10 protein-coding genes and 1 tRNA gene are annotated in these 10,923 nt (G+C 69.8%); 6 read left to right on the plus strand and 5 right to left on the minus strand.

Annotation, left to right across the window (positions count from 1 at the left end):
* Entirely contained in the window at window positions 1–957 is a 957-nt protein-coding gene (locus DES41_RS08245; protein WP_114467158.1) for an ABC transporter permease, read from the minus strand.
* Window positions 958–1,231: 274 nt separating this feature from the next.
* Between DES41_RS08245 and DES41_RS08250 the strand changes: the two genes are divergently transcribed.
* From DES41_RS08250 to DES41_RS08260, 3 genes are read left to right on the plus strand one after another with little or no spacing between them, the layout of a single operon-like run.
* Entirely contained in the window at window positions 1,232–1,996 is a 765-nt protein-coding gene (locus tag DES41_RS08250; RefSeq protein WP_114467159.1) for an SDR family NAD(P)-dependent oxidoreductase, read from the plus strand.
* Window positions 1,997–2,006: 10 nt separating this feature from the next.
* Entirely contained in the window at window positions 2,007–3,200 is a 1,194-nt protein-coding gene (locus tag DES41_RS08255) for an acyl-CoA dehydrogenase family protein (RefSeq protein ID WP_114467160.1), read from the plus strand.
* Between the two features lie 5 nt (window positions 3,201–3,205).
* Window positions 3,206–4,336: an acyl-CoA dehydrogenase family protein gene (locus DES41_RS08260; RefSeq protein WP_114467161.1), complete on the plus strand. Its 1,131-nt coding sequence runs from the start codon at window positions 3,206–3,208 to the stop codon at window positions 4,334–4,336.
* Window positions 4,337–4,360: 24 nt separating this feature from the next.
* Here the strand turns inward: DES41_RS08260 and DES41_RS08265 are convergent.
* Together DES41_RS08265 and hrcA are read right to left on the minus strand one after the other, a co-directional pair.
* Window positions 4,361–4,438: transfer RNA gene (locus tag DES41_RS08265), tRNA-Ile, on the minus strand.
* Window positions 4,439–4,486: 48 nt separating this feature from the next.
* Window positions 4,487–5,488 (minus strand): heat-inducible transcriptional repressor HrcA, encoded by a 1,002-nt coding sequence (gene hrcA, locus DES41_RS08270; RefSeq protein WP_114467162.1) that lies wholly within the window; start codon window positions 5,486–5,488, stop codon window positions 4,487–4,489.
* Window positions 5,489–5,516: 28 nt separating this feature from the next.
* Between hrcA and DES41_RS08275 the strand changes: the two genes are divergently transcribed.
* The 3 genes from DES41_RS08275 to rapZ are packed head-to-tail and all read left to right on the plus strand — an operon-like array spanning window position 5,517 to window position 8,988.
* Complete coding sequence (locus tag DES41_RS08275) at window positions 5,517–6,410, plus strand: NAD kinase (protein ID WP_114467163.1); 894 nt, start codon at window positions 5,517–5,519, stop codon at window positions 6,408–6,410.
* Window positions 6,411–6,424: 14 nt separating this feature from the next.
* Window positions 6,425–8,059 carry a DNA repair protein RecN gene (recN, locus tag DES41_RS08280; RefSeq protein WP_245965623.1) on the plus strand — a complete coding sequence of 545 codons (1,635 nt, stop codon included), beginning with the start codon at window positions 6,425–6,427 and terminating at the stop codon, window positions 8,057–8,059.
* On the plus strand, window positions 8,056–8,988 hold the full coding sequence (gene rapZ, locus DES41_RS08285) for an RNase adapter RapZ (RefSeq protein WP_114467165.1): 933 nt from the start codon (window positions 8,056–8,058) through the stop codon (window positions 8,986–8,988). Before recN ends, rapZ begins: the two co-directional genes overlap by 4 nt.
* Here the strand turns inward: rapZ and mutY are convergent.
* Both mutY and mutM read right to left on the minus strand, forming a co-directional pair.
* Window positions 8,942–10,015 carry an A/G-specific adenine glycosylase gene (gene mutY, locus DES41_RS08290; RefSeq protein WP_245965624.1) on the minus strand — a complete coding sequence of 358 codons (1,074 nt, stop codon included), beginning with the start codon at window positions 10,013–10,015 and terminating at the stop codon, window positions 8,942–8,944. The two genes, rapZ and mutY, sit on opposite strands and share 47 nt — an antisense overlap.
* 59 nt (window positions 10,016–10,074) lie before the next feature.
* Window positions 10,075–10,890 carry a bifunctional DNA-formamidopyrimidine glycosylase/DNA-(apurinic or apyrimidinic site) lyase gene (gene mutM / locus DES41_RS08295; RefSeq protein ID WP_114467167.1) on the minus strand — a complete coding sequence of 272 codons (816 nt, stop codon included), beginning with the start codon at window positions 10,888–10,890 and terminating at the stop codon, window positions 10,075–10,077.
* Window positions 10,891–10,923 lie beyond the last annotated feature (33 nt).

Here is a 10,923-nt window from a genome sequence, read left to right on the forward strand (position 1 = left end):
TCAGCGTGCTCTCACTTTGGGGTCGAGCAGGCCATAGCTCAGGTCGACCAGCAGGTTGATGACGAGGACCGCCACGCCGACGATCAGGAAGACGCCGGTGACGATCGGGTAGTCGCGCTGGCTCACGGCTTCGAGCAGCAGCATGCCCATGCCCGGGATCACGAAGATCTGCTCGATGATCACGGCGCCGCCCAGCAGCAGCGGGGCCTGCAGGCCGATCAGCGTGACCACCGGGATCAGCGCGTTGCGCAGCGCATGGCGCAGCACCACCACGCGTTCGCTGAGGCCCTTGGCCTGCGCGGTGCGGATGTAGTCCTGGCGCAGCACCTCCAGCATCATGGTGCGCGTCATGCGCATGGTGATGGCCGACAGCGAGGTGCCCAGCACGATGCCCGGCACCACCATCTGCTGCAGGTTTTGCCAGGGGTTGGTGAAGAAGCCCACGTAGTCGATGGGCGGCGACCAGCCCCACCAGATCGACGGGAACACCACCACCATGGTGCCGAGCCAGAAGCTGGGCACGGCCAGCAGCAGGATGGAGAACGAGCGCGCGACATAGTCGCCCGCCGTGTCCTGCCGCGTGGCCGAGTAGATGCCGATGGGCAGCGCCATGGTCAGCGAGACCACCAGCGCGATGGCGCCGAGTTCCATGGTGACGGGCAGGCGTGCGCCGATCTGCTCGGCCACCGAGGTGCCCTGCCACAGCGAGGTGCCCAGGTCGCCGTGGAACACGATGGCGCGCACCCACAGCAGGTATTGCTTCCACATCGGCTTGTCCAGGCCGAGCGCGGCGATGAGCTGGTCGCGGCTCTTGGGTTCGGCCGAGATGTCGTTGTTGCTCAGCATGAGATCGACCACATCGCCGGGAATGAGCCGGATCGAGATGAAGACGATGAGGCTGGCGATGACCAGTGTCGGCAGCAGCGACAGCAGGCGGCGGATGACGTAGGCGTGCATGGCGTCAGCTCCGCCCGCGGCCTGCGCGGCCGGTCCGGGAACATCGTTGGCAAGGCGTCACGGGTGATCGCATGTGTCTCCTTGATGTCGGCGTCGCCCGCTGCGGCACAGGTGCCGCGGGACGACTTTGGGTCTGCGCAGTCTAGTGATTCGATTCACGATTGGAACGTGGGGTATGCCCCACCCGTGGATGTCTCTCACATTACAAGACCCACTTGGCGATGGGATTAGAAAACACGGTCTCACCAGAACAACCACAGGCAGGAGCAAGGAAATGTCACTTTTCGCACTCGACCGCAAGGTCGCCGTCATCACCGGTTCTTCGCGTGGCATCGGCCGCGCCATCGCCGAACGCATGGCCGAGCAAGGCGCCCGCGTGGTCATCTCCTCGCGCAAGGCCGGGCCCTGCGACGAGGTGGCCGCGGCCATCAACGCGCGCCACGGCGCCGGCCGCGCCATCGCGGTGCCGGCCAACATCTCGTCCAAGGAAGACTTGAAGCACCTGGTCGACGAGACGAACCGGCAGCTGGGCGCCATCGACATCCTGGTGTGCAACGCCGCGTCGAACCCGTACTACGGGCCGATGGCCGGCATCGCGGACGAGCAGTTCCGCAAGGTGCTGGAGAACAACGTGATCGCCAACCACTGGCTCATCGGCTTCGTGGCGCCGCAGATGGTCGAGCGGCGCGACGGCGCGGTCGTCATCGTGTCGTCCATCGGCGGGTTGCGCGGCTCGCCGGTGATCGGCGCCTACAACATCTCCAAGGCGGCCGACTTCCAGTTGGCACGCAACCTGGCGGTGGAGCTGGGGCCGCACAACGTGCGCGTGAACTGCATCGCGCCCGGGCTGATCCGCACCGACTTCGCACGCGCGCTGTGGGAGAACCCGGACACGCTGGCCAAGGCCACAGCCAACGCACCGCTGCGGCGCATCGGCGAGCCCGACGAGATCGCCGGGGCGGCGGTGTTCCTGGCCTCGAAAGCCGGCTCGTTCATGACCGGCCAGGCCATCGTCGTCGATGGCGGCGTCACCATCTGAGGGGCGCACCATGCAAGACGACGACACGCTGGCCGGCTTCCGCGCCGAGACCCGCGCCTGGCTCGAGGCCAACTGTCCGCCCGAGATGCGCCAGCCCGTGGCGACCGAAGACGACATCTGCTGGGGCGGCCGCAACGCGCAGTTCAGCAGCGACGCGCAGCGCCTGTGGCTGCAGCGCATGGCCGCGCGCGGCTGGACCGTGCCGGCCTGGCCGCGCGACTACGGTGGCGGCGGCCTGTCGCCCGAGCAGGCCAAGGTGCTGGCGCAGGAGATGCGCGCGCTGGGCTGCCGGCCGCCGCTGTCGAGCTTCGGCATCTGGATGCTGGGGCCGGCGCTGCTGAAGTTCGGCACCGAGGCGCAAAAGCTGGAGCACCTGCCGCCGATCGCGCGCGGCGAGATCCGCTGGTGCCAGGGCTATTCCGAGCCGGGCGCGGGCTCGGACCTGGCGGCGCTGCAGACGCGCGCCGAAGACCACGGCGACCACTTCATCGTCAGCGGCCAGAAGATCTGGACCTCGTACGCCGACAAGGCCGACTGGATCTTCTGCCTGGTGCGCACCGACCCGCGTGCGAGCAAGCACACCGGCATCAGCTTCGTGCTGTTCGACATGGCCAGCGCCGGTGTGTCGACCCGGCCCATCCTGCTGATCTCGGGCAAGTCGCCGTTCTGCGAGACCTTCTTCGACCAGGTGCGCGTGGACAAGCGCAACCTGGTCGGTCAGGCCGGCGCCGGCTGGACGGTGGCCAAGTACCTGCTGACGCACGAACGCGAGATGATCAGCGCGATCGGCGACCGCGCCGCGCCCACACCGCTGGGCCGCACCGCCCTGGCGCTGGTGGGCGCGGACGCACAGGGCCGCCTGGCCGACCCGCTGCTGCGCGCGCAGATCGCCGAGTTCGAGATCGACGAGGCGGCCTTCCGCGCCCTGCTCGCACGCTTCGGCGAGGTGGCGCGTGCGGGGCAGGCGCACCCGGCCTTCTCTTCCGTGCTCAAGTACTACGGCGCCGAGCTCAACAAGCGCCGCCACGAACTGCTGATGGCCGCCGGCGGCAGCGATGCGCTGGAATGGGAGAGCGCCCGCTCGCAGCAAGGCCATGCGGCGCGTGCCTGGCTGCGCACCAAGGGCAATTCCATCGAGGGCGGCACCAGCGAGGTGCAGCTCAACGTGGTCGCCAAACGCATCCTCGAACTGCCCGGAGCCTGAATCCCATGTCCTACCTTCCCACACAGGAACAGACCATGCTGCGCGACAGCGCGCGCGCCTTCCTCTCCGAACAGGCGCCCGTGGCGCAGCTGCGCAGCCTGCGCGCGCAGGCCACGGGCGACGGCTTCGACCGCGCGCTGTGGCAGCGCTTCGCCGGCCTGGGCTTCACCGGCATGCTGGTGCCCGAGGCGCAGGGCGGCCTGGGCCTGGGCCATGCCGACGCCGGCCTGCTCATGCAGGAGATCGGCCGGCACCTGAGTGTGCTGCCGTTCTCGGCTTCGGCGGTGGTGGCGGCCAGCGCGATCCGCGCCGCGGACAACGAGGCCCAGTGCGCAGCGCTGCTGCCGGCGATCGCCAGCGGCGAACGCATCGCGGCGCTGGCCGTGGACGAACGCGGCCGGCACGGTCCGCAGCAGCTCGCACTGGCTGCGCAGCGCGACGGCGCCGGCTGGGTGCTGAACGGCGGCAAGACCTTCGTCGAGTTCGGCCATGCGGCCGACCTGCTGGTCGTGGCGGCGCGCACGGGCAGCGCGCCGGGCGACATCGGGCTGTTCGTGCTGCCCCAAGACACGCCCGGCCTGCAGGCCGAGCGCGTGGCCATGGTGGACGCCCAGGCCTCGGCCCGGCTGGTGCTGAAGGACGTGCGCCTGGGCGCCGACGCCCTGCTCGGCGCGCCGGACGGAGGCGGGGCGGCGCTGCAGGCCGCGCTGGACGCAGGCCGTGCCGCGGCGGCGGCCGAACTGCTGGGCATCGCCGACGAGGTGTTCGCGCGCACGCTGGCCTACCTCAAGGAACGCCGGCAGTTCGACCGGCTGATCGGCGAGTTCCAGGCGCTGCAGCACCGCGCGGCAGTGCTCATGGTGGACATCGAACTGGCGCGCGCCGCCGTCGGCCAGGCCCTGCAGGCGCTGGACACCGACCCGGCTCGCGCCAGCGCGGCCGTGTCGGTCGCCAAGTCGCGCGCTGGGCGCAGCGCCACGCTGGCGGTGCAGGAAGGCGTGCAGATGCACGGCGGCATGGGCATGACCGACGAGTTCGAGATGGGCTTCTTCATGAAGCGCGTGCGCGTGCTGCAGGAGCGCTACGGCGATGCCGGCTTCCACGCCGACCGGCTGGCGGTGCTGGGCGGGTACTGAACAGGGAGACGGCCGAGGGGGAGTTGGTAGGGCCCCCGAGAGTCGAACTCGGCACCAACGGATTATGAGTCCGCTGCTCTAACCAACATGAGCTAGGGCCCCGCGCCGCACCGGTTGCAACCGGCGGCGGGCGGCGCCGATTGTAGGGGCCTACCGCGGCCGGCTCAGCGCGTTGCTGACCAGCTTGGACGTGATGTCCACGATCTGGATCATGCGGTCGTAGGGCATGCGCGTGGGGCCGATCACGCCCAGCGTGCCGACGATCTGGCCGTCGACCTCGTAGGGCGCGCTGACCACCGACAGCTCTTCGAACGGCACGACCTGGCTTTCGCCGCCGATGTAGATGCGCACGCCCTCGGCGCGGGTGGACACGTCGAGCAGGCGCAGCAGCTGCGTCTTCTGCTCGAACAGGTCGAAGGCGCGGCGCAGGTGCCGCATGTCGCTGGAGAAATCGCTGACGGCCAGCAGGTTGCGCTCGCCCGAGATCACCACCTCTTCCTTGGCGTCGGAGGCTTCGGAACTCAGGTTGACGGCCGTCTGCATGAGCGTGGCGATCTCGCTGCGCAGGGTCTCGACCTCGCTGGCCAATTTGTCGCGCACCTGCTCGAAGGCCATGCCCACGTAGTTGGCGTTGAGGTAGTTGGCGGCCTCGACCAGCTGCGACTGGGTGTAGTCGGCCTCGGTGAACAGCACGCGGTTCTGCACGTCGCCATCGGGCGAGACGATGATGACCAGCACGCGCCGCTCGGACAGCCGCAGGAACTCGATGTGGTGGAACACCGAAGCCCGGCGCGGCGCCAGCACCACGCCCACGAACTGCGACAGGCTGGACAGCAGGTTGGCCGCGTTGGCGATGACCTTCTGCGGCTGCTCGGCCGCCAGGCGCGGCGTGTGCAGCTGGTCGCGCTGCGCCGTGAGCATGGTGTCGACGAACAGGCGGTAGCCGCGGGCTGTGGGAATGCGCCCGGCCGAGGTGTGGGGACTGGCGATCAGCCCCAGTTCCTCGAGGTCGGACATCACGTTGCGGATGGTGGCGGGCGACAGATCCAGACCCGAGGCCTTGGACAATGTCCGAGAGCCCACGGGCTGGCCATCGGCGATGTAGCGCTCGACCAGCGCTTTCATCAACAACTTGGCTCTGTCATCCAGCATTGGCACATTTTAGTGATGTAATTTGCCAATGAAATCCACGTTCCGCCGGGTTGCGCTGTTCGGCAAGTACCAGCCTTCGGCCTTCGGCGGTTCTTCCTCGACGCCATCACCGGCCATGCGCGAAATCGCGCAGTTCCTGGTCAGCCAGGGCTGCGAGCTGGTGCTGGACCGGCAGACCCAGGCAAATGCCGGCCTGCACGAGTTCGAGTCCCAGGACATCGAGGCCATCGGCGAGCAGTGCGACCTGGCCCTGGTGGTCGGCGGCGACGGCACCATGCTGGGCATCGGCCGGCAGCTGGCGCCCTACGGCGTGCCGCTGATCGGCATCAATCAGGGCCGGCTGGGGTTCATCACCGACATCCCGCTGGAGGGTTACCAGAGCACGCTGGCGCCCATGCTGGCCGGCGCCTACGAGGAAGACCACCGCAGCCTCATGCACGCGCGCGTGATGCGCGGGGGCGAGTGCGTGTTCGACGCACGCGCCATGAACGACGTGGTGATCAACCGCGGCCCGACCTCGGGCATGGTGGAGCTGCGCATCGAGATCGACGGGCATTTCATGTCCAACCAGCGCTGCGACGGGCTCATCGTCGCCACGCCCACGGGATCGACGGCCTATGCGCTGTCGGCCGGCGGGCCGCTCATGCATCCCTCGATCCCGGGCTGGGTGCTGGTGCCGATCGCGCCGCACTCGCTGTCGAACAGGCCGCTGGTGCTGGCCGACCCGGCCGAGGTGGCCGTGGAGCTGGTGTCCGAACGCGACGCCAGCGCCAATTTCGACATGCAATCGCTGGCCTCGCTGCAACAGGGCGACCGCATCACCGTGCGGCGCTCGCAGCACCGCGTGCGCTTCCTGCACCCCAAGGGCTGGCACTATTTCGACACGTTGCGGGCCAAACTGCACTGGAACGGAGGCGGCTGAAGATGCTCAGGCGCATGCAACTGCGCGATTTCGTGATCGTGCGCGAACTCGAACTCGACCTGTCCGGCGGCTTCACGGTGCTGACCGGCGAGACCGGCGCCGGCAAGTCCATCCTCATCGACGCGCTGCAGCTGGCCCTGGGCAGCCGGGCGGACGCGGGCGTGGTGCGCGAAGGCGCCACGCGCAGCGAGGTCAGCGCCGAGTTCGACGCCACGCCGGCCGTGCAGGATTGGCTGCAGCAGGCCGGCTTCGACGAAGCGGAGCAGTTGCTGCTGCGCCGCATGGTCGACGCGCAGGGCAAAAGCCGCGCCTGGATCAACGGCAGCGCGGCCACCGCCACGCAGCTGCGCGAACTGGGCGAGCTGCTGCTGGACATCCATGGCCAGCACGCCTGGCAGAGCCTGACCCGCCCCGCCAGCGTGCGCGGCCTGCTGGACGGCTACGCCGGGCTGGACCTGGCCCCGCTGGAACGCCTGTGGGCTGGCTGGCGCACGGCCGCCCGCGCGCTGGGCGATGCGCGCCAGGCACAGGATTCATTGCAGCGCGAGCGCGAGCGCCTGGCCTGGCAGATCGCCGAGGTCGACAAGCTCGCGCCCGGCGATGACGAATGGGAGCAGCTGAACGCCGACCACGGCCGCCTGTCCCATGCCCAGGCCCTGATCGACGCGCTGCAGACCGCCATCGCCGCGCTCGACGATGACGACCAGGGCGCACTGCGCGGCCTCACGCGCGCCCACGCCGCGCTGGCCGAGCAGGAGCACGTGGCCCCCGAATACGCCGAGATGGCCGAGGTGCTGGCCAACAGCCTTGCCCAGGCCGAGGACGCACTGCATTCGCTGCACGCCAGCCAGCGCCGTACCGAACTGGACCCCGAACGCCTGGCGGCGCTGGACGAGCGGCTCGCCCAGTGGATGAGCCTGGCGCGCCGCTACAAGCGCCAACCGGCCGAACTGCCGGCGCTGTGGACCGGCTGGAAAGAGGAACTCGCCAAGCTCGACGCGGCAGCCGACCTGGCCGCGCTGGAGCGCAGCGAGCGCCAGGCCTTCGCAGCCTTCGAGGCCGAGGCCAGGCGCGTCGCCAAGGTCCGCGCGCAGGCTGCGCCCAAGCTGGCCAAGGCCATCACGGCCGCCATGCAGAGCCTGGGCATGCAGGGCGGCCGCTTCGCCGTGGCGCTGGAGCCGCTGGCCGAGCCCGCCGCCTTCGGTCTGGACGAGGTGCAGTTCCTCGTGGCCGGCCACGCGGGCAGCACGCCGCGCCCGGTGGGCAAGGTCGCTTCGGGCGGCGAGCTCTCGCGCATCGCGCTGGCCATCGCCGTGACCACCAGCGCGCTCGGCGGCGCGCCCACGCTGATCTTCGACGAGGTCGACTCCGGCGTGGGCGGCGCTGTGGCCGAAACCGTGGGCCGGCTCATGAAACAGCTGGGCACCGACCGCCAGGTGCTGGCCGTGACCCACCTGCCACAGGTGGCGGCCTGTGCCGACCACCACCTGGTGGTGGCCAAGCAGCGCGAAGGCGCGGCCACGGTCAGCCACGTCGGCGAGGTGCAGGGCGAGCAGCGCGTGGCCGAGATCGCCCGGATGCTGGGCGGCGAGCGGCTGTCGGGCACCACGCTGGCCCATGCACGCGAGATGCTGGGGACCGCCCCATGAGCGATGTGACGACCAACCTGGACATCGTGCTCATCACCGGCATGTCCGGCTCGGGCAAGTCGGTGGCGCTGCACGCACTCGAAGACGCGGGCTACTACTGCGTGGACAACCTACCGCCCGAGCTGCTGCTGAACCTGGCCGAGCTCGAGCAAAAGCATGGCAGCCGCCGCGTGGCCATCGCGATGGACGTGCGCAGTGCCACCTCGCTCCCGCTGGTGCCGGCGCAACTGGCCGCGCTGCGCAGCCAGGGCGTGACGGTCAAGTCGCTGTTCCTGGACGCAGGCACCGACACGCTGGTGCGGCGCTACTCCGAGACGCGGCGCCGCCATCCGCTGTCGCGGCGCGACCTGCTGGACCAGCAGAACGCGCTCTACGAGGCCATCGAGCTCGAGCGCGAACTGCTGTCCGACCTGCGCGAGCAGGCGCATGTGATCGACACGAGCATCATCCGCGCCTCGCAGCTGCAGGGCTACGTCAAGTCGCTGATCGCGGCGCCCAACAGCCAGCTGACGCTGGTGTTCGAGTCCTTCGCGTTCAAGCGCGGCATTCCGCTCGATGCGGACTATGTGTTCGACGTGCGCATGCTGCCCAACCCGCACTACGACCCGGACCTGCGGCCCCTGACGGGCATGGACGCGCCGGTAGCCGATTTCCTGCGCCAGAGCGCCGAGGTCGGCCAGATGTTCACGCACGTCGAGCGCTTCCTCACGCACTGGCTGGAGCCGCTCGCGCGCGACCACCGCAGCTATGTGACGGTGGGCATCGGCTGCACGGGTGGGCAGCACCGCTCGGTCTTCCTGGTCGAGCAACTGGCCAAGAGCTTCAGCCGCAACTGGGTCACGCTGAAGCGCCACCGTGAGCTGGACGCCCACGCCAGCACCGTCATGGGGCCGGCGCCAGACCCGAAATGGGGCTCAACAGTTTTTTGACCGGGGCCGGCAGCCCAATGCCGGCCAGCGCTTCAGGCAGCAGCCACTGACCTTCGCGCGGCAGGTCGCTTGGCGACAGCTGCACGTAGACCGGGTGCAGCAGCAGGTCCTTGTGCGTCAACACATGCGTGAAGGGCGGCAACGGCTGGACCTGCGCACGGGCGCCGGCCGGCAGGGAGGCCAGCAGCGCATCCTCGTCCTCGAACACCGGCAGGCAGTGCAGGCCCGACCAGATGCCCGTTGGCGGACGCCGGGCGATGAAGATGCGGCCTTCGGCGTCCTCGGCCCACAGCAGCCACCAGTCGGCGCGGCTGCGCTTGAGCTTGCGCGTCTTGACGGGATAGTCCTGCATGCGGCCTTCATGCCGGGCCACGCAGCGCGACTGCAGCGGACACAGCAGGCAAGAGGGACTGCGCGCCGTGCAGACCGTGGCGCCCAGGTCCATCACCCCCTGCGTGTAGCGCGGCATGGCCGTGTCCAGGTCGGTCTGCGGCAGCAGCTCTGTCGCCAGCGCCCAGAGCGTGCGCTCGTTGCGGGCCTCGGCCAGGTCTTCGCCATAGCCCAGCAGCCGTGTGAGCACCCGCTTGACGTTGCCATCCAGGATGGCCACGCGCTCGGCGAAACAGAACGACGCCACCGCCGAAGCCGTGGAACGGCCGATGCCGGGCAGCGTCTGCAAAGCCTCGGCCGTTCGCGGGAACTGCCCGCCGTGCAAGGCCACCACCTGGCGTGCGCAAGCGTGCAGGTTGCGCGCGCGGCTGTAGTAACCCAGGCCCGCCCAGTGGGCGAAGACATCGTCCTCGCTGGCCGCCGCCAGGGCCTGCACGTCGGGAAAGCGTTCGAGGAAACGCGCGTAGTAGCCCAGCACGGCGGCGACCTGGGTCTGCTGCAGCATGATTTCGGAGAGCCAGACCCGGTACGGGTCGCGCGTGTTCTGCCAGGGCAGCGCATGGCGGCCATGGGTGACCTGCCACTGCACGACCTGGCACGCGGCCCAGCCTGGTGCGCGGGGATCCGGTCCGCTCACTGGAGTACCTTCGGCTTCGCCTGCGGTGCGAGCTTGCTTGGGGCGGCCCGGCGCGGCGCTCATGCCTTCTGGCACTGCGGGCAGAAGAAGGTCGAGCGCTGACCCTGGCGCAGCGCGCGGATCGGCGTGCCGCAGACGCGGCAGGGCAGGCCTTCCCGGTCGTAGACCATGGTTTCCAACTGAAAGTGCCCCTGCTCGCCGTAGGCGTTGGAGAAGTCGCGCAGGCTGCTTCCGCCGCGCTGAACCGCGCGCGCCAGCACCTCGCGCACGGCCGCGTGCAGCCTGCGCGCCCGCAACGGCCCGATGCGGCGGGCCCGCGTCGTGGGACGGATGCCGGCCAGGAAGAGCGCCTCGGACGCATAGATGTTGCCCACGCCGACCACGAGCTCGCCGGCCATCAGCACCTGCTTGATGGGCGCCGCGCGCAGGCGCAGGCCGGCATGGAACACGGCGGCGTCGAAGCCCTCGTCCAACGGCTCGACACCCAGGCGGCCCAGCAGTTTGACGGCTTCTGGGGCATCCTGGCTCTCGGCATGCACGACGGCGCCGAAGCGCCGCGGATCGTGCAGGCGCAACAGGCCGAGCGAGGTCTCCAGGTCGAAGTGGTCGTGCGGGCCTGCGGCCTGCATCTGCAGGTCGAAGCGCAGGCTGCCCGACATGCCCAGGTGCAGCAGCAGGAGGCCGCGGTCCAGGTCGAGCAGCAGGTACTTGCCACGCCGGCGCACGGCCTGCACGCGGCGGCCGACCAGCACCTCGGGCGCGACGCCCAGGCCCCAGCGCAGCGGCTTGCCCAGGCGCACGCCGGTCACGGTCGCGCCGGCAATGCGCTCGGCAAAACTGCGGCGCGTGACTTCAACTTCTGGCAGTTCCGGCATGGTCCATGGGGCTTGGCGGGCTGCATTATGATG

Origin of the sequence: Pseudorhodoferax soli, from assembly GCF_003337555.1 — a bacterium.
Classification (GTDB): Bacteria; Pseudomonadota; Gammaproteobacteria; order Burkholderiales; family Burkholderiaceae_C; genus Pseudorhodoferax; species Pseudorhodoferax soli.

Bases quoted from the DNA above. Each gene is read 5' to 3' on its own strand.
- DES41_RS08275 (WP_114467163.1), top strand. From the start codon at position 5,517: ATGAAATCCACGTTCCGCCGGGTTGCGCTGTTCGGCAAGTACCAGCCT.
- DES41_RS08245 (WP_114467158.1), bottom strand. From the start codon at position 957: ATGCACGCCTACGTCATCCGCCGCCTGCTGTCGCTGCTGCCGACACTG.
- DES41_RS08250 (WP_114467159.1), top strand. From the start codon at position 1,232: ATGTCACTTTTCGCACTCGACCGCAAGGTCGCCGTCATCACCGGTTCT.
- DES41_RS08255 (WP_114467160.1), top strand. From the start codon at position 2,007: ATGCAAGACGACGACACGCTGGCCGGCTTCCGCGCCGAGACCCGCGCC.
- mutM (WP_114467167.1), bottom strand. From the start codon at position 10,890: ATGCCGGAACTGCCAGAAGTTGAAGTCACGCGCCGCAGTTTTGCCGAG.
- hrcA (WP_114467162.1), bottom strand. From the start codon at position 5,488: ATGCTGGATGACAGAGCCAAGTTGTTGATGAAAGCGCTGGTCGAGCGC.
- rapZ (WP_114467165.1), top strand. From the start codon at position 8,056: ATGAGCGATGTGACGACCAACCTGGACATCGTGCTCATCACCGGCATG.
- DES41_RS08260 (WP_114467161.1), top strand. From the start codon at position 3,206: ATGTCCTACCTTCCCACACAGGAACAGACCATGCTGCGCGACAGCGCG.
- recN (WP_245965623.1), top strand. From the start codon at position 6,425: ATGCAACTGCGCGATTTCGTGATCGTGCGCGAACTCGAACTCGACCTG.